Annotated in this window: 12 protein-coding genes; 6 read left to right on the top strand and 6 right to left on the bottom strand. The window is 39.9% G+C overall.

Annotated features, from left to right (window positions below):
- Positions 1-847 precede the first annotated feature (847 nt).
- From DC498_RS25065 to dnaE, 6 genes are all read right to left on the bottom strand, one after another.
- Positions 848-1273 (bottom strand): hypothetical protein, encoded by a 426-nt coding sequence (locus tag DC498_RS25065; RefSeq protein WP_116876870.1) that lies wholly within the window; start codon positions 1271-1273, stop codon positions 848-850.
- A 5-nt stretch (positions 1274-1278) separates the two neighbouring features.
- Positions 1279-1911 (bottom strand): hypothetical protein, encoded by a 633-nt coding sequence (locus DC498_RS25060; protein ID WP_116876869.1) that lies wholly within the window; start codon positions 1909-1911, stop codon positions 1279-1281.
- A gap of 87 nt (positions 1912-1998) precedes the next feature.
- Positions 1999-2580 (bottom strand): Crp/Fnr family transcriptional regulator, encoded by a 582-nt coding sequence (locus DC498_RS25055; RefSeq protein WP_116876868.1) that lies wholly within the window; start codon positions 2578-2580, stop codon positions 1999-2001.
- A gap of 172 nt (positions 2581-2752) precedes the next feature.
- On the bottom strand, positions 2753-3946 hold the full coding sequence (locus DC498_RS25050) for a tyrosine-type recombinase/integrase (RefSeq protein WP_116876867.1): 1194 nt from the start codon (positions 3944-3946) through the stop codon (positions 2753-2755).
- 361 nt (positions 3947-4307) lie between these two features.
- Positions 4308-4628, bottom strand: a complete 321-nt coding sequence (gene trxA / locus DC498_RS25045) for a thioredoxin (protein WP_116876866.1) — start codon at positions 4626-4628, stop codon at positions 4308-4310.
- Between the two features lie 180 nt (positions 4629-4808).
- Positions 4809-8462, bottom strand: a complete 3654-nt coding sequence (gene dnaE, locus DC498_RS25040; RefSeq protein WP_116876865.1) for a DNA polymerase III subunit alpha — start codon at positions 8460-8462, stop codon at positions 4809-4811.
- A 402-nt stretch (positions 8463-8864) separates the two neighbouring features.
- Between dnaE and DC498_RS25035 the strand changes: the two genes are divergently transcribed.
- The 6 genes from DC498_RS25035 to tamL all read left to right on the top strand — a co-directional run bounded on the left by DC498_RS25035 (position 8865) and on the right by tamL (position 22631).
- Positions 8865-11276 carry an ABC transporter permease gene (locus DC498_RS25035; protein ID WP_116876864.1) on the top strand — a complete coding sequence of 804 codons (2412 nt, stop codon included), beginning with the start codon at positions 8865-8867 and terminating at the stop codon, positions 11274-11276.
- A 154-nt stretch (positions 11277-11430) separates the two neighbouring features.
- Positions 11431-12096 carry a family 16 glycoside hydrolase gene (locus DC498_RS25030; protein ID WP_116876863.1) on the top strand — a complete coding sequence of 222 codons (666 nt, stop codon included), beginning with the start codon at positions 11431-11433 and terminating at the stop codon, positions 12094-12096.
- A gap of 620 nt (positions 12097-12716) precedes the next feature.
- Complete coding sequence (locus DC498_RS25025) at positions 12717-14294, top strand: hypothetical protein (protein WP_116876862.1); 1578 nt, start codon at positions 12717-12719, stop codon at positions 14292-14294.
- Positions 14295-14319: 25 nt separating this feature from the next.
- On the top strand, positions 14320-14988 hold the full coding sequence (locus DC498_RS25020; protein ID WP_116876861.1) for a T9SS type A sorting domain-containing protein: 669 nt from the start codon (positions 14320-14322) through the stop codon (positions 14986-14988).
- Between the two features lie 255 nt (positions 14989-15243).
- Positions 15244-20334: a translocation/assembly module TamB domain-containing protein gene (locus DC498_RS25015; RefSeq protein WP_116876860.1), complete on the top strand. Its 5091-nt coding sequence runs from the start codon at positions 15244-15246 to the stop codon at positions 20332-20334.
- Positions 20334-22631 carry a translocation and assembly module lipoprotein TamL gene (tamL, locus tag DC498_RS25010; protein WP_116876859.1) on the top strand — a complete coding sequence of 766 codons (2298 nt, stop codon included), beginning with the start codon at positions 20334-20336 and terminating at the stop codon, positions 22629-22631. Before DC498_RS25015 ends, tamL begins: the two co-directional genes overlap by 1 nt.
- Positions 22632-22783 lie beyond the last annotated feature (152 nt).

The raw sequence follows: 22783 nt of genomic DNA, 5'->3' as shown, positions 1-22783 counted from the left end.
CATCGGGAAGCGGTTTGATGCCTGCTCTTGAAAGCCGACACCGATGGGGCTTCCATCATCTTTTATACAGCATTGACTAACTGTTTAGACTTAGCCATTCACAGCACACCTTGGCGATGTGGCGGTAGTCCGTGATTCGTCTGCCCGTAACCTATGTTAAATTTATAAATAATTGTTCATTGTTTTATTCTATTGCCGGGCCTTATTCGTCGGCTGGAACTGATGCTGAACAGCGAATAAAAAGTTGAGCATATATTCTTCACCCGCCATATTGCCAAACCGCCTGTTATATGCTGCCTTCTCCTTATTCATCTTCGCTTCGATAACCTTCGCGTTACTCAATCAGGGATATTCTGTCCGGTGTGGCTGTGCATGTACTGAAGCTCAATAGTAGCACCAGCCTCTGCAAAACGTTCGCTTCTATAACCTTCGCGTTGTTCAATCAGGGATATTCTGTCCGGTGTGGCTGTGCATGTACTGAAGCTCAATAGTAGCACCAGCCTCTGCAAAACGTTCGCTTCTATAACCTTCGCGTTGTTCAATCAGGGATATTCTGCCCGGCGTGGCTGTGCATGTATTGAAGCTCAATAGTAGCACTGGCCTATGCAAAACGTTCGCTTCGATAAATCTCTGTGATATAAAACTCATTGTAATTTAAAAACGCCCAGCCTGGCTTCTCCGATTATTTCCTGCAACTTAAAATTCAAAAAGTCTTGGTAGCATATAACGGTTTCGGGCTTTGCGTTCGGGCGGGTTTCGGAGCACAAAGTTTCAATTTATTACTAAAGTTTATTAGAAGCACAAAGCTCCAAGTTTGCACATCAGCCCGCCTGACGCAAAACCCGTGTTATGGGCTGCCTTTCTTCTGTCGGATTAGTCCAATTCCCAATGTCAAAAGTCCAAAAGTCAGTATTGCAATACCAACATACAAAATGAAAATTAGTCCTGTCGGTTCGGTAATTTGTCTGCCGATAGCTGCCGCAAAGAAGCCTAAGCTAATTGTAATGGCTGAAATCGGGAATGAAAGTCGGGCAAACCATTTCCAACGATTGGACAAAGAAGCGTGGTCTGCGAAGAGTTGAGCAACTAACGCAAGAATGACCAAAACACCTGCGTGGGCGTGTCCTGCACGGAACATTGATTTTTGGAAGTCCGTTAATTGCAAATGTTCCTGTTGTCCGCTTAAAACGGTGAGCAAAAAATACCCACCGTAAATGATTGTCGGAACGGAAAGCAAAATGTAACCGCTTATTTTTCTTGCTTCGTTTGTCATAGCTGTTAGTGTTTAAAGGTTGTTGGTGCTTTGTCCAATTTACTTTTAATAAAAATCAAAGCGGTTTCTTCGTTCTTCATAAACGGAATTTCTTTGCCGTCTTTTTCTTTGATGAGTTCAACAGTTTCGGTCAGCACACCTTCTTCGTAGTTGTAGTTTTGCGTAATTCTAAACTTGTTATACGGCATAAACTTACTTGCATTTGGAACATACATTATCAAAACGGATTTACGAAATTCTGCGTCTGTTGTTCCCGTTCCGTTGCCAAGCGATGAATTGATAGTTGCTTGCACTTTTCCGTCAATCAGATTTTGGTAAGCAACTTCAAAATACATTGTCTGGTTTCTGTTACCCGCTTTGCCGTCATAGTCGGGGTGAATACGGTGCAATGATTTAACGGATTTCCAATGATTGTCATAACGTTTTTGAACAACGTCAAATTGGTAATCATAACTTTCTGCTCGCAACCATTGTCCGTTTTCGTATCGGTATGCTTTGCTGACACCGTTCCAAATAATTGTGTAGGTGTCGTCCAACTCAACGGAACGGTTAAGCGGAACTGTTACTTGTTTTGAAGTGCTGCAACTCGCCAAAATCATAAAAGCTATTGCAGTAGCGGAAAAAATCACCTTTTTCATTCTGAATTTTTTTTAGTGAAACATTAAATTTTACACTGCAAAAGTCTCAAAGGTGAATGAAGAAGAAATTGACAAATGTTACAATCGCTACTTGTAAGCAATTTTTTTCCGTAGTCGGCTCAAGCTTTCCCGTTCAAGACCTAAGTAGGAAGCAATATGATATAACGGTATTCTGTCAAGAATGTGAGGTTGGTTTTCAAGTAAGTCAAGGTAACGTTGCTCTCCGTCTAAAAACAAAAAGCTCTCAACACGTTGGGTTGTCAGCTTGTAAGATTGTTCGGCTATCATTCTGCCAAAGCGTTCCCAATTTTGCGATTGGTTGTAGGCATTTTGTAAAGCGGATAAATTGAATGTTACAATTTCAGCGTCTTCCAATGCCTGAATGAAGTAGCGGCTGGGTTTACTTTGTAAAAAGCTGTCATAGTCCGTTACAAATTCATTTTCAAATGCAAAATGCGTGTTGATTTCCTTTCCGTCTGCAAGGTAATAAGTTCTGAAACAGCCTTGATTGATAAAGCCGATTTCGTGACAAATTTTTCCTTCGGTCAAAAAGTAGTCTTTCGCTTTAAGTTGTTTTGTCTTTAAAAAGGGTTCAAAAAGCGAACAGTCCTTTTCTGTCAGAAAGGAAACTTGTGTCAGCCAATTTTTAAATATTTTAAAGTCGCTCATTGTCCTGTGTTCGTTGGTCTGTGGGGGTGTCGTCTAAGGTTGCCCATAACTCATAAATATACGAAAGTTTTTCCCTCCTAAAACTTTCGCTTTTTTTGTTATTGCCTTATTTTTCAAATGCTTATAAATATTGTTTACTACTTTAAAACTTTCGCAAATACAATTTAAAATATTATAATTTTAAATCGTCTAGAGGACTGATTATTTGCAGCATATCCCGGTTCGTTACATGCAAATAACGCAGCGTGGTTTTTATGTCATTATGCCCAAGCAATTTCATAATAAGGGTAACATCGGTTCCCCTGTCAAGCAAATGTGTTGCAAAACTATGTCGCAATGCATGTATACTTCCGGGTTTTAGAATGCCTCCTTTTTTCTTTGCGGCTGCCAGCACCAGTTGTAAACTCCGGCTGCTGTAAGGTTCACCAGGATATTGACCTGGAAATAAATAACCTTTTAACGATGGTTTTGCTTTTTTCCAGTACTCCCGTAACATAATCAGCAATACCGGACTCAATTTTACTATTCTGTCTTTCTTCCCTTTAGCCTGTTGTATCATTATAGTCATGCGCCTGCTATCTATATCTGCCGTTCTTAAATTAACCACTTCACTTACCCGCAAACCTGATGAATACGCCAGCATGAGCATCGTTTTATGCTTAATGTTTCCTGCCGACTTAATAATAGAAGTTATCTCATCCTGGTTAAAAAAATGTGGTAACTGCAACAGCTTCTTCGGTCTGGGTATTTCCCAAAAAAACTTCTCCTTTTTCAACACCTGCTCATAATAAAACTTCAGCGCGTTTATCCTGCTGTGTAAAGTGTTTTCGCTCAGTTTCAGCTTTTCAAAACAATATTGCAGATAACTTTTAATGCGGTTTACGGAAAGTTCATCTGCCCGGGTTGACTTTAAAGCCTGCAAAAAAACACTCATCTCGTTCAGGTAAGTTTTAATGGTTGACGGGCTGTATGCTTTTAATACCAGCGTTTGGCGCATTGCGGGTAAAACATGGCGGTTAACCGGGTTAATATATGCCGCAGGTTTTATGCTATTGCTGTACGTGGGTTCATATAAAGCCTGTGCTTTAATTACCGGGCTTGCCGGCACGCCTGTGCCGGCTGCCTTGTATTGCTTTAATGCATTGTTATCAATAGTTGCAAATGGTTCAGCATTTTTCAGCAGCTCATCATAACTGGCTCTGTTAAAAGGTATGTACCAGCATTTGTTGGATTGACTCCATTTTATTTGCCTGGTTTTTCTTACCGCCTGCTGCAAAACAGGCAGCCGCGGAAAATGTATGCCAATCCACATGTTTCCCCTGTGCAATAAGGGTGTTAACCTGATCTTTTGTTTGGTGTTTTGCATGGCTTCGCCCTCTCAGTTACATGAGCGTTTTATTGGTGAAACGTGAGAGGAGAAACGTCAAACGATAAACGTGAAAGCCTCAGGTGTATCGTCTCAATTCCCACCTCTCACCTATTACTAAAAGTTAATCAGCAATATTGCAATTGAGCAACGAGGTTGTTCTTTGCCGAATTGTATTACCGAACGTACACGAGTGCGACGCAACGGAAGCCGATAGTAGCAATACAGCCGGTAACCCAATTATTCATACCTACATAAGCAATGATAAAATACAGGCAAAAGATAAAACAAGTTTTTAAAATATGCTAAAAAAAAGGCTGCTTCTTACGAAGCAGCCTCAGCATATTTTCAACACTGATTTTTATGCTATGTGTTGCTCAATCTTTTTTACAAAATTGCCTTTGGGTTGTGCGCCAACCAGCTTGTCTACCACTTTACCGTCTTTTACAAACAATATAGCGGGAATAGATGTTACGCCATAATTGATGGATAGCTGCGGGTTATGATCTACATTTACTTTACCAACATTTATTTTGCCATCGTATTCTTTGCTGAGCTCTTCAATAACCGGCCCGATTGCACGGCAGGGACCGCACCATTCTGCCCAAAAATCAACTACGGATAATTTATCGGAGTCTAATACTTTTTCCTGGAAGTTTGCATCAGTAAATTCAAGTGCCATAATAATTACAGTTTATTATTTCGTTTATAAAATTGTTCAGGGCTGTTAATTCAAACCATATTCTTTTCCTGATCTATGGTTTCGTACCCGGTTAATAGGGAGAGCAAATTTAAGTCCATTAGTTTGAATAAGCACAACTGTCATTATCCACACATGTGCATTAGACAATTTGGCTTTGCCTTATTTCTGTAAAGTGGTCACATTCACATCAATATCAGGATTTGCATCCAGGAAAGCCGTCATTTCGTCATTCATTTCAAAGCCTCGCTCCAGCGTATACATGCAAACTTTTAACTTATTTTTTGGTTCTGAAAACACAAACCTGATGCTTGTTTTACCCGGGTGTTTCCTGATATTCTCATCCACAAAACCTACCATTTTTTCGTTCAGCAATTTGGGATGAAGCTCCATCTGCAAACGCTGCGTTAAGGTTCTTTTTACCGTTTCAAGCAACATTACTCCGCTGATCTTAAACTCAAAATCGGTAGTACTGTTCCAGCGTGGTTTAAAGTTGCCGGTTACAAACAACACGTTGCCCAGGCTGAAATGATCTTTAAACCGCACATAATCTTCCCCAAACAGGGCTATCTCTGTTTTGCCTGAATAATCTTCCAATGCAAATACACCAAACTGTTTTCCATTGCGGGTTATCCTGTGCTGCGCGTCAGATACAAGCCCTGCTATCCTCAGGGTTCGCGATGCCAGTTGCGGGCTCATATTATCCTTATGTTCATTATAATCCGCAATGGTAGTGATATTATAATGCCGCATTTCAAACCTGAAATGATCCAGCGGGTGACCGCTTAAAAAGATGCCGGTAATATCTTTTTCATGATCCAGCAATTCCGTTAATGTCCATAGCGGGCAATCCGGAATTTTAGGAGGTGTTACATCAGGCATCTGCAAATCGCCGAATAATGTATTGGTGGCATGCACGTTTTGATTTTGATATACGTTACCAAACTTCACTATCTTTTCCAATCCTGTTGATGTATCGCCCTGCGGTGTAAAGAAATACTGCGCCCTGTGCAGGTCGGTAAAGCAATCAAAAGCTCCGGAGTAGGCAAGACATTCCAGTGATTTTTTATTCACCACCCGCTGGTTAACTCTTTTTATAAGGTCGAATATGGATTTATATGCGCCTTTTTTTCTTTCGTCAATTATGCCTTCAATGGCAGCTTCGCCCACACCTTTTAAACCGCCCAGTCCAAAACGGATCTCTCCTTTATTATTTACGGCAAAACCTCGGTTCGATTCGTTAATATCCGGTCCAAGTACTTTTAGCCCCATGCGCTTGCATTCTTCCATAAAAAAGGTGATCTTTTCAATAGCGCCTGCATGGTTCAATACCGCCGCCATATACTCCGATGGATAATGCGCTTTTAAATACGCGGTTTGATACGCAACAAACGCGTAGCAGGTGGAGTGCGATTTGTTGAACGCATATTGGGCGAAGGCTTCCCAGTCTGTCCATATCTTTTCAAGCACCTGCGCGTTATGCCCGTTTTTTGTTGCGCCTGTAATAAACTGCGCTTTCATTTTATCAAGCACGGCTTTTTGCTTTTTACCCATTGCCTTACGCAAAATATCAGCATCGCCTTTACTAAAGCCTGCCAGTTTTTGCGACAGCAGCATTACCTGCTCCTGGTATACGGTAATGCCGTAGGTTTCTGAAAGATATTCTTCCATCTCCGGCAGATCGTAGGTAATGGGTTCACGGCCGTGTTTGCGGTCAATAAAGTTGGGAATATAAGCCAACGGACCAGGGCGGTACAACGCGTTCATCGCTATGAGGTCATCAAACTTATCTGGCTTCAGCTCACGCAGGTACTTTTGCATGCCCATACTTTCAAACTGGAATGTGCCGTTGGTATCGCCACGCTGGTACAGCCTGTAGGTGTCTTCATCTTCCAGCGAAATATTATCAAGATCAATATCTACATTATGATTCTGCTTTATTAAACCCAGCGCGGTTTTAAGAATGCTCAATGTTTTTAAACCGAGGAAGTCCATCTTGATTACACCTGCTTCTTCAATCACGCTGCCTTCAATTTGTGTAACCCACAAATCTGAATCTTTTGCAGTGGCAACAGGCAATAGTTCGGTAAGGTCTTTAGGAGCAATGATGATGCCTGCCGCATGTATGCCGGTGTTGCGCACTGAACCTTCCAGTATCTCTGCTTCGTGCAACACTTTTGCCTGCATATCATTACCATCATAATGCTGGCGCAGGCGTTTTACATTTTCAAGATCATCAGATGACAAACCTTCTTTTTCTTCCAGCGATTTTTCACCGTCTTTGGAATTTAATGGCGCATGCAGCACACGTTTAAGAGAAATGCCTGGTTTTTCAGGCACCAGCTTTGCCAGCGCGTTTGAATCGGACAATGGAAGATCCATTACGCGGGCTACATCTTTAATGCTCATTTTGGCAGCCATAGTACCGTAGGTAATGATCTGTGCTACCTGGTTCTTTCCATATTTGTCAACTACATATTCAATTACTTTCTGCCTGCCTTCATCATCAAAATCCGTATCAATATCAGGCATGCTTTTACGGTCGGGATTGAGAAAGCGCTCAAACAGCAGGTTGTATTTTATGGGATCGATATTGGTGATGCCGATGCAATAGGCCACCACAGAGCCTGCCGCAGAACCACGGCCGGGGCCAACAAACACACCGATATCCCTGCCGGCTTTGATGAAATCGCTCACAATTAAAAAGTAACCGGCAAAGCCCATTGACTTTATGGTGAACAATTCAAAGTTGAGCCGCTCTTCTACTTCTGCCGTAAACGGATCATAACGTTTATGCGCACCCTCAAAAGTGAGGTGCTTCAGGTATTCCCACTGATTCAGGTTATTGTCTTCATGCACCTGGAACTCCTTTGGTATTGGAAAATTAGGCAGCAGAATGTCGCGTTTCAGATCGAGCAGATCAACCTTACCTACAATTTCATTGGTATTGTCTATGGCTTCGGGCAGGTCGTGAAACACATCTTTCATTTCCTGCGTGGTCTTGAAAAAGAATTGATCGTTGGGAAAAGCAAAACGTTTGTTTTTTACCAGCACATCATCATCTGTAAATTCACGCAATGCCGGCGTGGCTATCTTCTCGCCGGTGTTGATGCAAAGTAAAATATCATGCGCGTTAAAGTCTTTCTGATCCACATAATGCGAATCGTTTGACGCGATCACTTTTACATTATATTTTTTCGCGTATTTCAGCAGCACATTATTTACTTTTTCCTGTTCAGGTATGCCATGCCGCTGCAGTTCTACATAAAAATCTTCCTGGAAAATATTCAGCCACCATTTGAATTCATTCTCTCCTTCTTCTTCGCCTTTTTTCAGTATGGTTTGCGGCACCAGGGCGCCGAGGCAGCAGGTGGTAGCAATTAGGCCTTCGTGGTATTTATTGATGAGCTCTTTATCAATACGCGGGTATTTACTATACATTCCTTCAATAAAACCAAGTGATGTGAGTTTTGTTAAATTTCTATATCCAATTTCATTTTTAGCTAATAGTATCTGGTGATGCCTGGGATCTTTTTCTTCTTTAGAGAAAACTTTTCTGTGCCGGCTTTCTGTTATATAAAATTCACAGCCTACAATAGGCTTTACTTTTAACGGGCTTTTCTTATCATCAGGGTTTACTTTATGCTTATATGCTTCTGCCACAAATGAAAAAACGCCAAACATATTACCATGGTCGGATATGGCAAGCGCGGGCATATTATCTTTAATCGCTTTCTGGTAAAGGCTGCTGATGGGTGCAGCGCCGTCTAATAATGAATACTGGGTATGAACGTGTAAATGAGAAAAGGTTGACATGCTGCAAATTTCGTGAAGTTGGGGCAAAAACTGCCGATGCATTTTCCACAAGTTTGACAGGGTTGGGGGTTTGTAGTTTATGGTTTGTGGTTAGGACAGTCTGGCAATATGCAACAGGATTTTAATCCGAACCATAAACTACAAACCGTAAACTACAAACCATAAACCTGTCAGCCATTTCAAATCCCAAATCTCAAATTTCCTGTCCGCCACCGTGCAGCTACTGTACGTTTTCGTACACATTATTATTGAAACAAATGGTAATACACTTATTTATAACCAATTAGCATGCTGGCATAACTATTGGCACTCACTAAGTACTTTTGGCTACCTGGTATCGGCTGATAGCTGACAGCTAATAGCTGACCGCTGATCGCTAATAACCCACAAATCAAATCTCAAATGTTCAGAAATTATCTTAAAACCGCATGGCGGAATATCAGGAAGAATAAATTATTTTCTTTCATCAATATACTTGGTTTAGCAATCGGTATAGCTACTTTTTTCGTGATCATGCTGTATGTGCAGGATGAAATGAGCTACGACCGGTTTAATAAGAAAGCAGATCGTATTGCACGGATCATTTTCCAGGCTAACGTTAATGGAGGAAAGATAAATGAAAGCGTGGTTATGGCGCCCGTAGCGCAAACTTTGAAAAATGATTTTCCTGAGGTGGAAGATGCAACCAGGATAGTAAATGCCGGTATGCCAAAAGTGGAATATAATGGAAATATTTTTAAGCATGACAGGTTAGCGGTGGTTGATCCGAATATTTTTAGCGTATTTACATTGCCAATGATCAAAGGCGATGCGACAACGGCTTTGTTACAACCTCATACGGTTGTATTAACAAGAACAACTGCGGAAAAATATTTTAGAACAGATGATGCGCTGGGTAAAATGATTGCCCTGGATGGCGATTCGGCATTGTATAAGGTAACGGGAGTGATGGCAGATATTCCTGCTAATTCGCATTTTTATTTTGAAATGCTGGCATCTATGGCCAGCTATCCGGATGCAACATCTGATTCGTGGATGCAAGGAGGATTTCATACCTATCTTTTAATAAAACCGGGCGCAGATATAAAAAAGATGGAATCGCGTTTTCCCGCAATGGTGGAAAAATATATGGGCCCGCAAATTCAAAGTCAAATGGGCTTAAGCCTTGAACAGTTCCGCACAAAAGGGAATCAGCTTGGATTTATATTACAACCTTTAACGGCAATACATCTTAATTCAAATACCAGTAATGAGTTTGAGCCCGGCGGCAATATATCTTATGTATATATTTTCTCTGGTGTTGCTATTTTTATGTTGCTAGTAGCCTGTATCAATTTTATTAATTTATCTACAGCAGGTGCTTCCAGGCGCGCAAAAGAGGTTGGCGTACGAAAAGTGGCCGGTTCAGGAAGATTTGATCTTATTAAACAATTCCTGTCTGAATCTGTTATGATTACATTATTTGCATTAACTGTCGCCTTTTTTCTGGTAAAAATTTCCCTTCCTGCATTCAATCATATAGCGGGCAAAGAATTGAGCTTTACAATAAAGCCTGTGCTGGCTTTTATCGCGTTGGGTTTGGTAGTGGGCTTAATAGCCGGTATTTATCCTGCGTTTTATTTGTCTTCTTTTAAACCAATTCTTGTTTTGAAAGGAAAAGCGGCAACCGGAAATAAAACTTTTGGATTGAGAAGCGGGCTTGTAGTATTCCAGTTTTTTATTTCTGTTGCGCTCATCATCGGAACTATTGTTGTGTATCAGCAAATGAAATTTATACAAAACAAGGATTTGGGGTATGATAAAGAACAATTGCTTACGATCCCTAATTCTTATCTGCTGGGTAATAAAGAACAGGTATTTAAACGGCAACTGCTGCAGGATCCCCGGATAACAGGCGCTACGGTTTCGTTTTATAAACCTGCCGGGCCAAGCTACTATAATAATGCGCTGGCTTACCCGCAGGGTAACGACAGGCTGATTGTTAATGCTGTAGATTATCATATAGATGATCAGTATATTCCGGTAATGGGCATGCACATGGTCAGCGGGAGAAATTTTTCAAAAGATTATGCTACGGACTCTTCGGCAATCATTTTAAATGAAACAGCAGCAATTGCATTGGGCTGGAATGCTGAAACAGCGATAAACAAGACAGTGATCAGGCAGAACAGCCAGCGTGGTAATAACTTTGCCTATCATGTAGTTGGTGTGGTTAAAAATTTCAATTTTAAATCGCTGCACGAAAGTATATCTCCATTGTTTATGACGCTTTATCCTGAGGGTGGGCTGATCTTTAAAATTAACACTACTGATGTTACGGGATTATTAGCCACTATGAAAACAACATGGGATAGCTATAAAACAGGCGAGCCTTTTGAGTATGGTTTTATGGATGATCTGTATAACAAGACTTATGCAGCAGAACAAAAAACAGGAACTGTCTTAAATATTTTTTCCCTGCTTACCATTTTTATTGCATGCCTTGGTTTATTTGGATTGGTTACTTATACTGCGGAACAAAGAACAAAGGAAATCGGTATCCGTAAAGTGTTAGGTGCAAGCGTATCACAGGTTATGCAAATGCTTTCCAAAGAATTTTTAAAGCTGGTATTGATCGCATCACTTGTTGCTTTTCCTGTTGCTTGGTGGGGCATGAATAAATGGTTGCAAAGTTTTGCATATAGAATTGATATTAGTTGGTGGGTGTTTATTGTGGCAGGCGCTACGGCATTATTAATTGCATTATTAACCGTAGGCTTCCAGGCTGTTAAAGCAGCGGTGGCAAACCCGGTGAAGAGTTTGAGGGCGGAGTAGGCCTCACCCCGGGACCCTTTCCATTGGGTGACGAGGAGTGCCTATATTCATAATAGTTTTGAAAAATGCAGGAGCAGCTGTTTGAGTGTTTATTGAAATATGAAAATAATGCGAAGCATACCTAATTGAAAAATTGTTTTATTAAATAAAAATCATGAAAAAATTTCTGCAATTATTTTTGATGTTATTCATCTCAATTACCACTTACAGCCAAACCCTAGAACCAGATCTGCATAATGCAGCAAAATGGCTTTTGATAAACCGGAATGTATATCAACAAAATGAAAATGACAGGAAAATAATCAACATAAATGAGACGCCCGGCAATGGCTTAGTAATATTAAGGAATTACGAATTTTCAAACGGCACTATTGAGTTTGATGTAAAAGGAAAGGATGTTTTACAGCAAAGTTTTGTTGGTATTGCTTTTCATGTAATTGATGAAACCCATTTTGATGCGATTTACTTTCGCCCCTTCAATTTTAAAAGTAAGGAGGATACAAGACGCTCTCATTCCGTACAATATATTTCTATGCCTGACTATGACTGGGAAAAATTGAGGACACAATTTCCGGGTAAATACGAAAATTATGTTAGTCCGGAGCCAGATCCGAATGATTGGTTTCATGCAAAAGTGGTAGTGAAGAGCTCGCATGTAGCTGTATATGTAAATGATACTCCAGATCCGGTACTCGAATCAGATAAACTCAATAACAATACAAATGGAAAAATAGCTTTATGGGTAGGTAATAATTCCGGCGGCAGTTTTGCTAATCTTAAAATCACGCCAGAAACAAACAGCGGAAATACTGGTAAGTAAATATTCCTTAATAATATAGTCTTACATTTTAAGTAACAAAAGAAATTAAATATTATTTGTATAATGCCTGCCCTTCACCAGGTAAATTCACTTCATCTGCAACAGGTGCTTCTATATACAATCAGTTTATTTACCTCAAATTTTGAAGCACCAGTCATCCTATCTCCGCCGGCTGTATAGATATCTTTCCATCAAGTTGGTCACTTCTTCTCACATCTTCTGACTCATTTGAGGGATTGTAATTATTTAAAAAAAAGCAGAGGTTTGTATTTAATGCATCGCAGGTAAGGTGCAGTCCTTTCTTATGAACCTCATTGTGGTAACATTTTTATTCGAAAAGAATATTTATGCTGAATCACTGTTGCTTCCCCGTGAAACACCTGCATTCTGCACCACTTTATATTTAAACAGTTTATTATGAAGTCAAAATTATGCGTTGCATTACTGTTCGTAATTGCAATGATATCCTGCTCTGTCGTTTTTCTTACTGGTTAATATCTTTCTAAAATACTTGCCGTCACTTCTGATTGGTAACTGAAAAATATATTGGTTACTATATCGGTTATATTTTACCGGTTTTATGAAAGTCCTGCATTTTTTCACTTCTAAAATATTCAGTAATGAAATCAAAATTATACATAGTAGTATTGCTGGTATCGCCTGTTTTCTGTCAGCAAATTTTTGCTCAGGCTAATACTTCGCTTTCAAATCTTGTTTCGCCCACAGCAGTAAACCAAAACCTTACTCCTGGTTTAACCAATAGTTTAAGTGCTGGGAGTACAACCAAAAACTGGAAAAGCATTTACATAGGCACAGAATATTACCTGAAGAACTTTCGTATAATACATGCGCCGGGTGCAACCAACTTTTTTACCGGACCTAATGCCGGCAATCCCGCCACAACAGGCACTAACAACACCGCCTTAGGAGATAACGCCCTTGCAGTTACTACTACCGGTTCGTTTAATACCGGTTTGGGTTTTACAGCATTAAATAAAATTACGGCAGGCAGCAGGAATACCGCTTCTGGTTACCAGGCAATGTATAATTCAGTGGGCGGAAGTTACAATACCGCAACAGGCGAGAGGGCGTTATATTCTAATTCCTGGGGCGGCAACAACACTGCTACAGGCAGCGCAGCTTTGTATGCAAATACCAATGGGGCCGGCAATAGTGCTTTTGGATACAGGGCACTTTTCAGCAATACTACCGGCAATAGTAATATAGCAATTGGCACTGCCGCACTTTACTCAAATACTACAGCCAATAATATGGTTGCTGTAGGAGATTCAGCTTTATTGAAAAACACAGCCGCTTTTAATGTGGCAGTTGGCAGTAAAGCACTGATGAATAACACCACGGGTAGAAGCAATGTAGCATTGGGGTATAAAGCACTTGATCTTAATGTTTCAGGACAGGGAAATACCGCTATCGGATATTATGCTGATATCAGCACAAACAACCTGAACAATGCTACTGCCATAGGTGCATATGCACAGGTAAATACGTCAAACAGTTTGGTTCTTGGTTCTGTAAATGGTATTAACGGAGCTCCCGCAACCGTAAACGTTGGCATCGGAACAAATGCTCCTACCCAGAGGCTACATGTAGTAGGCACACAATTGCTGGACGGGAATCTTACTTTTGCTACCGGCACAGCATCTATTCAATTTGCAAACCCCGGCGCTACACCGGCGCCTATGATGTATATGTTTCCTTCCGGAACAGTTAATACAGACCGGATGGTGATTGCTCATTCTCCCGCTTATCCCACCTGGGGTCTAAGGTATAGCGATTTAAGCGATGATTTTGATTTTCTTGGTAATGGAACAAGTGTGATGCGCATTGATCTCTCAAGCCAATATGTAGGCATTGGCACTACAACACCTGCATATAAATTAGATGTGTGTGGAACCATACGCGCAAAAGAAGTGCGTGTGGAAACCGGCTGGTGTGATTATGTATTTGAAAAAGATTACAAGCTCAGGTCAATTGAAGAACTGGAAAAATATGTTAATGATAATAAGCATTTGCCTGGCATTGCACCCGCGGCTGAAATAGAAAAAGAGGGACTGAAAATAGCGGAAATGAATAAGGCAATGATGGAAAAGATAGAAGAGCTCAGCCTGTATGTAATACAATTGAACAAGGAAAATAAAAAACTGCAGGCAGAAATTGAAGCGCTTAAACAGCAATAGTTTTCCATCTTAAAATGAAACCGATATGAAAAAAAATAAGAACAGCTTTTATAATAAAATAGGTTATCCATTACTACTGCTTGGTATTTTGTTTGCAGATAACAAGGCGATGGGGCAGCAGCAGTCTGAGGCTTTTGTCCTCGTCAATAATGCCTGCGGAGTATATCCTGAGAAAGGAAGCCTGTTAGAATCCCGCTCAACATTGAATGCCGGCAATGGTTGTTTCACTACTATTACAAGAGGCACGGGTACTGTTTTCTTTAAAGGACATGATAAAATAATATTAGGTCCGGGCTTTCGTACGGAACCAGGAGCAAAGTTTATTGCTTTTATAGAAAAAGACTCTGCATTACAAGCCCTGATACAGGAGCAGCAAATAAATAATACTACTATTCTTAACAACAATAATGCTGCTGAAAAATTTCCGAATGCTACAACCTTTATCAGTCAAAATTCTCCTAACCCATTTAATAATAACACTGTTATCAGCTACGGAATAGCTCAAAAATTTTCTTCAGCTCAAATAATGGTGTATGATGCATTGGGTAGAAAGATTAAGCAGGTAACTGTTCCAATGCAGGGCACAGGTACTATACATCTCAATGCTGCTGCTTTTACTTCCGGCATTTATAGCTATTCTCTTTGGATTGATGGTCAGCTAACAGAAACGAAGAAGATGATTATTATTAAATAATGACAGATGAGCCTTATCAACCGGTAAATATATTGAGGCTTTTTTAAAAGAGGCTGTCTCAAAAATATAGGCAGCCTCTTTTATTTTATACAACACAACAGGCTGTTTCTTCAGATATTACAATACGATTCTATATTTGCTGAAATAATCGTGGAGATTTTACCCCACCCTTTTTGATTTTCAGGAGGTTATTTGTAGCATGATATTTTCTTAATAGCGGTATGACCTGCCTGATAATGTTTAGAAGATGAAAGCATGGATCAGATTAAAGAGAAAAAAAATATTTGGAAAAAGATCGGGAAGATAACCCTGAAAACGGTTGTGTTCCTTTTGCTGTTTTTTTTACTTATTACCGGCTTAATACTCACACCCCCTGTTCAGCAGTTTGTTACCAATAAAGCTACCACTTATCTTCAGAAAAAATTGGCTACCAAAGTTTCAGTAGGAAGATTATATATAGGGTTACCAAAAAATGTCGTACTGGAGAATATATATCTTGAAGACAGGCAAAAGGACACTTTGTTATATGGAGGTAATATCAAAGTTGATATTGGACTGATAGATATAATACTTGGCAAAGGCATACATATTAACAGCGTTTCCTTAGAAAACATAACGGCAAAGGTTAAGCGTCAACTGCCGGATACTGCTTTCAATTTCCAGTTTATTATTGATGCTTTTGCGTCAAAAGATACCAAACCAAAGGATAAAACGGATACCGCATCTACGCCGGTTAGTATAGGTGCTGTAACACTTAATAAAATAAGGGTTTTATATAAAGACGTGATTACCGGTAATGATGTTGAAGCAGATCTTGATCATTTTGATACGAAGTTTGATGATTTTGACCTGGATGAAATGAAGTTTGATATTGGCGATATCAAACTGTCCGGGCTATCATTAAAAGCATATCAAACCCAGCCACTGGTAGTTGAAAAAACTGTGGTAACAGAAAGCGCAGGACAAAAAAAAGGCGCAATGCCTGATATTTCCATCAAATCAATTGACCTGCAGAAAATATACGCGGATTATAAAAATGATGTTTCAGCACTGTATGCTTTACTCCATCTCGGGCAATTAGAAATAAAGCCTGATAAAATTGATCTCAGTAAACAACTGGTAAACATCAGCGATATCTCATTAAACAAAACTACCGCAGCGCTACGTTTGGGTAAAACAGATACCACAAATGTAACAGTAAAACCTCCGGAAGAAACGCCGGCTTCTTCAAGCTGGAAAATTCAACTGGCTTCGCTTAAGCTGGACAGCAATAATATACAGTTTGATAACGATAATGCACCGAGGCAAAAATCAGGTATGGATTATATGCACCTGAAGACTGAGGGCCTTACTTTTCATCTTACTGATTTTATATATAGCAGTGATTCGATTGCCGGTAAAATTGAGAAAGGAACTTTTACGGAACAAAGTGGTTTTACTTTGCAGCAATTGCAAACAGATTTTTTGTATGCAGGTAAACAGGCTTACCTGAAAAATCTCTATGTAAAAACACCTGGCACTGAATTAAAGCGTGCTGTTGCCATACAATATGAATCAATTGAAGCGCTTCGAAAAAATATGGGAGGATTACAGCTTAATGTAAATGTGGAAAACAGCAGGGTACAGGTAAAAGATATATTGACATTTGTTCCTTCACTCCGTTCGCAGCCTGCATTTGCTGACCCAAACGCCACCTGGCTTTTGAACGGCAACATAAAAGGCAGCATTTCAAACATGCAGATCAATAACCTGCAGGTAAGCGGGCTGCATGATACCAAACTATCTGTAAAAGGAAGAATAACTGGTTTGCCCAACGCGGACAACATAAATGCAAATCTCGATATTCATAATATCAGCAGCTCTAAAAAAGATATATTATCATTTATGCCCGCTAACTCAATTCCGGAGGGTATTAGCTTACCGGAGAAGATATCCTTGTCTGGCAGCATAAATGGCGGCGTTAAAAAACTCACTGTTGATTTAAAACTTAGCACCAGTCTTGGAAATGCTTTATTAAAAGGAAATACGCAGAATATAACTGATGCCAAAAGAGCCGGGTATGACCTGGAGCTGCAAACACAATCACTTGATCTCGGAACTATCCTCCAGGATAAAAATACTTTTGGACCTGTAAGCGCTGATTTTGTTGTGAAGGGAAAAGGATATGATACCCAAACAGCAAATGCCAGTTTACAGGCTACAATAAAATCTGCCATACTTAAAAAATACAATTACGAGGGTTTAAATATAAATGGCAGCATTGCAGAACAAAAAGCGGATATACACGCTGATATTGCAGACCCAAATATTCATTTCTCCCTGGATGCAAAAGCTGACCTGGCAAAGCAATATCCTGCGGTGCAGTTGGATGGTATTATTGATAGTATCAAGCTTAAGGAATTAAATTTCAGCAATGATGTAATTGTTTACAGAGGAAAAATTTCCGGTAATTTTTCAAACACCAACCCAGACAGCCTTGAAGGGAAACTATTTATACTTGAATCATTGCTTGTGCATAACCAGCAACGTTTTACAATGGACAGCATACAACTGCTGGCAGCAAACCAGGATAGCTTGCAAAGTCTTACGTTAAGCAGCGATATATTACATGCCGAACTGAAAGGAAAATACAAGCTCACTGAGATGGGCGCTGTAATGCAAAATGCAGTTGAACCATATTTTTCAACCGACAGTATAACCGCCGCTGAAATAAAAACAGCACCTTATGATTTTAGCGTTAATGCCAAACTGATCAACAAACCTGTTCTTAAAATATTTATCGATAGTTTACAAAAATTAGATACAGTATCTGTTCAAAGTCATTTTGCACAGGGGCAGGGCTGGAATGCGTTGATTACCGCACCGGCAGTAAAGGTTGGCGCTAATGCCGTTAATGATCTTATAATAAAAGCCGATGCCGGCGATAGTATACTTACCGCAAGTATTAATATTGCACAAATAAATGCAGGCAGCAGTATTGCCATGTATGGTACAAGCCTTACTGCCGGTATAGCCCATAATAACATTGACTTTGCACTGAATGTAAAAGATAAGGCACAAAAAGAAAAATATAACCTGCAGGGATTGTTTAACCAGGTGAACAATGGTATTTACCGCTTTTCATTAAAGCCGGATAGCCTGTTGCTGAATTACGAAAAATGGACAATTGCGGAAAGCAATAAAATAGTATTGGATAAAAGCGATATTAACGCTGCGGATTTTACACTCGATCATTCCGGTGAGCAGCTGAGCATTAACAGCCTTTCTGCCGAACGCAATGCACCGCTTGAAATAAGTTTTAAAGATTTTAAAATAGCCACTTTAACAGGATTTGCACAACAGGATTCTACCCTGGCTGATGGTGTACTAAATGGTAAGGCTACGGTTACGGATATTACTTTTTCTCCGGTATTTGTGGGAGATATTACCGTAAACGATCTGAGTATTAAGAAAGATACAGTAGGTAATATAAAAGTTTTGGTAGATAATAAAGTAAAAGACACCTATAATGCGAATGTTACTATTTCAGGTAATGATAACGACATAAACTTATCAGGCAATTATTTTACAAATACCAGCAGTTTTGATTTCCTGCTCAATATAAGGCGATTGCCGATGAAAACAGCGCAGGCATTTTCCGGAGGGGCTATCAGGGAGTCTTCAGGTTACCTGGACGGTAAGTTCAATGTGGCAGGCACGGCAGATAAGCCATCTGTAAACGGTGATCTTAACTTTAATAATACCGTATTCAATTTTACCATGCTGAATAATATTTTCAGGATTGACCAGGAAAAAATAGCTGTAACCAGCGAAGGCATACGGTTCAATCATTTCCAGGTAAAAGACTCCTCAGGCAATGATCTGTCTATTGATGGTTTGGCAGCAACAAATAATTTCACCAACTATAATTTCGACCTGGATATTAAAGCAGATAATTTCCGTGCACTGAACAGTACAAAAAAAGATAATAACCTGTTTTATGGCCAGCTATATTTTGATACCAGGCTGAAGGTAAAAGGTACGGAATCCGCACCTTCAGTTGAGGGAAGATTAGGTATAAACGAAAAAACAAAAATGACCATCGTTCTTCCGCAAAATGATCCCGGTGTTGTTGACAGGGAGGGTATTGTTGTTTTTGTAGATAAAAATGCCCCGCAGAATGACTCGCTGTTTCTTGCCGGCTACGATTCCCTGAATACTTCTTCTGTACAGGGAATGGATATTTCTGTAAATATTGCTGTTAATAAAAATGCGGATTTTACCCTGGTGATTGATGAAGGTAACGGTGATTTTTTAAATGTGAGAGGCGCTGCTGAATTGAACGCAGGTGTTGATCCCAGCGGCAAGATCAATCTTACCGGCTCGTATGAATTAGACAAAGGAACTTATGAACTGACCTTTAATTTTTTAAAGCGAAAATTTGACATAGTGAAAGGAAGTAAAATTGTGTGGCAGGGAGAGCCTACTGACGCTGATGTGGATATTACCGCGAAATATACCGCTAATACTGCGCCGCTTGATCTTGTTAAAAATCAATTGGGTGAAGATATTTCCGGCTCGGAACGTAATACATATCTTACCAAAATACCTTTTGACGTATTGCTGAAAATGTCAGGCAAATTATTGCAGCCCAAAATTGCTTTTGATATTATTTTACCTGAAGACAGAAATATAGGAGTATCAAATGATATCATTTCTACCGTAAAAACAAAACTGGAAATGATGCGGCAGGATGATGCGGAAATGAATAAGCAGGTTTTTGCATTACTGCTGCTCAACAGGTTTGTGGCGGAGGATCCATTCAGGAGCAGCAGCAGTACCAGCGCTTCAACAATGGTAAAGCAAAGCGTAAGCAAACTGCTTACGGAAGAGCTGAACAGGCTTGCAGCAGATCTTATTAAAGGTGTTGAGCTGAACTTTGATGTTGAATCATCTGATGATTACAGTACAGGTGAAAGGGAAAGCCGGACGGATTTAAATGTAGGGCTTTCCAAGCGAATGCTCAATGATCGTTTAACCGTAACCGTTGGCAGCAATTTTGAATTGGAAGGACCGCAGAATTCCAACCAGCAGGCTTCAAATATTGCCGGTAATGTGCTGCTGAATTACAGGCTTTCTGAAGATGGAAGATATATGCTGAAAGCATACCGGAAAAACCAGTACCAGGGTGTAATTGATGGTTATGTGGTAGAAACAGGCATAGGCTTTACCATTACAATGGATTATAACCGTTTCAGGGAAATTTTTGAGAACAGGAAAGCTGCGGCTGAAAGAAGGAAAATGAGAAGGGAAAACAGAAGAGAAGAACAGCAGCATAGTAAGACAAATGTAAAAGGAGAAGATTAATGGGCAGACCAGTTCATATATTATTTATTGCAACAATAATGTGCATATTCGCATCGTGCAGCACCACACGTACTGTACCTGCAGGCGATGCTTTATATACAGGAGCAGGCGTTAATGTTGAAGCTGATCATCTGAGTAATAAAAAGAAAAAAGCGATCAGGTCACAGATGGAAGCGCTGACCAGGCCACTGCCCAATAAAAAAATACTGGGAATACCGTTTAAACTGATGATGTATAATCTTGGCGGTGATTCCGTAAAAGAAAAATCGATAGGTGGCTGGATAAGGAGGAAATTCGGTGAGCCGCCTGTATTACTAAGTAATGTGAGTTTAGAAAGGAATACTGCTGTGCTGCAGAGCAATCTTCAAAACCAGGGTTATTTCCAGGCTGCTGCTGAAGGAGATACTACCGTAAAAAATAAAAAGGCTAAAGCCACATACATTGTTACTCCCGGCAATCAATACACGATCAATACTGTTGATTTTGGGAGAGACAGCTCAGCCTTGCAGGCAACGATTAATAAAAGCACAGACAAAACTTTATTAAAGCAGGGCGACCCTTTTGACCTGGCTGTAATTAAGGCCGAACGGGAACGTATAGACGCTTACCTGAAAGAAAATGGTTTTTATTTCTTTGATCCTGATTTTTTGATAGTAGAAACCGATAGTACCATCGGTAATAATAAGGTTGACCTGTATGTAAAATTAAAGCCCCGGACACCACGCAATGCAAGGCAGGCATATACTATCAATAACGTATTTATATACCCGGGGTTCAGCTTAAATGCCAATGCTTCTGATACAGCCAGACAGGATGCGGTAAAATATGACGGATATTACCTGGTTGACCGGCGTAAAACATATAAGCCTGCCATGTTTTCCCGCACCATGTTGTTTTCGCCGGGAGATGTGTATAACAGAACGGATCATAACCAAACCATCAGCAGGCTCATTAATCTTGGTGTTTTCAGGTATGTAAGAAACCGCTTTGAACCTGTTACGGTAAATGATTCTGCTAAACTGAATACTTTTTACTATCTCACTTCGCTTCCGCGTAAAGCCATAAAAGCAGAGATCAATGCAAGCACAAAATCAAATAATCTTACCGGATCTTCTTTAACAATAGGATGGAGAAACAGAAATACCTTTGGCGGTGGTGAATTGTTATCCATCAGCGCTACAACCGGGTTTGAAGTGCAATTCAGCGGGCAGTTAAAAGGTTATAATACATACAGGGGTGGAGTAGAAAACAAATTAACTATTCCAAGATTTGTTGTTCCCTTTCTTTCATTGAATACACACGGCGGTTTTGTGCCTAAAACCAATATACTGCTGGCATATGATCTGCTGGTAAAGGAAAAATTATATACCATGAATTCTTTCAGGGCGGAATATGGTTATTCATGGAAGGAAACAATTAATAAAGAACATGAACTAAACCCGGTATCTATTAATTATGTACAACCGCTTGTTATAACCCAGGAGTATAAAGATAGTATTGCAAGCCAGCCCACATTGGCAAAAGCCGTGGAAAAACAATTTATACTCGGCTCAAATTATAATTATAACTACAACCAGCTTGCAGGCAATAACGGGCTGAGAGGATTTTATTTTAACGGGAATGCAGACCTTTCCGGCAATATAGCAGGACTGATTACAGGCGCTGATGTAAACAAGGGAAATCCCAAATATATATTTAACGCACAGTTTTCTCAATATGTAAAACTGGAAACCGATTTGAGATATTATGTTCATCTCTCCGGTAAAAATGTTTGGGCAAACAGGGTTATTGTTGGGTTTGGATATCCTTATGGAAATTCTACTGCGCTGCCTTTTATAAAGCAATTTTTTTCTGGTGGCAATAACAGCCTGCGTGCATTCAGGAGCAGGTCTGTTGGACCAGGAACATATAAGGATACTGTTAATACAAGATTTCTGCCAGATCAATCGGGCGATATAAAGCTTGAGTTCAATACCGAGTTACGGGCAAAATTATTTAGCATAGTATATGGTGCAGTCTTTGTAGATGCGGGTAATGTTTGGCTGTATAATAATGACCCTGATAAAGAGGGAGGAAAATTCTCTGATAAATTTATGAAAGAGCTGGCAATAGGTACGGGTGTGGGGTTGCGTTTCGATATATCATTTCTTGTGTTAAGGTTTGATGTTGCATTTCCGGTCCGCAAGCCCTGGCTGCCCGAAACGGAAAGATGGGTATTGGATAAAGTTGCATTTGGCGACAGAACCTGGAGAAGGGAAAATCTTGTTTTTAATATCGGCATTGGTTATCCGTTCTAAGGAATTATGGCGGGAAAAGGTACTGCTGTGTCATGTCCTGAAAAAAGTAGACACTATTACTACTATTACCCTTTTTCTTTTTTTTGTTACTTTTTTTCTTTTTACAATCCACATTTTAATTGTGGATTATTATAAACTTATTTGATTTACAG

Origin of the sequence: Terrimonas sp. (assembly GCF_003075435.1) — a bacterium.
Lineage (GTDB): Bacteria > Bacteroidota > Bacteroidia > Chitinophagales > Chitinophagaceae > Agriterribacter.
This window is presented reverse-complemented; position numbering and strand designations above follow the sequence as displayed.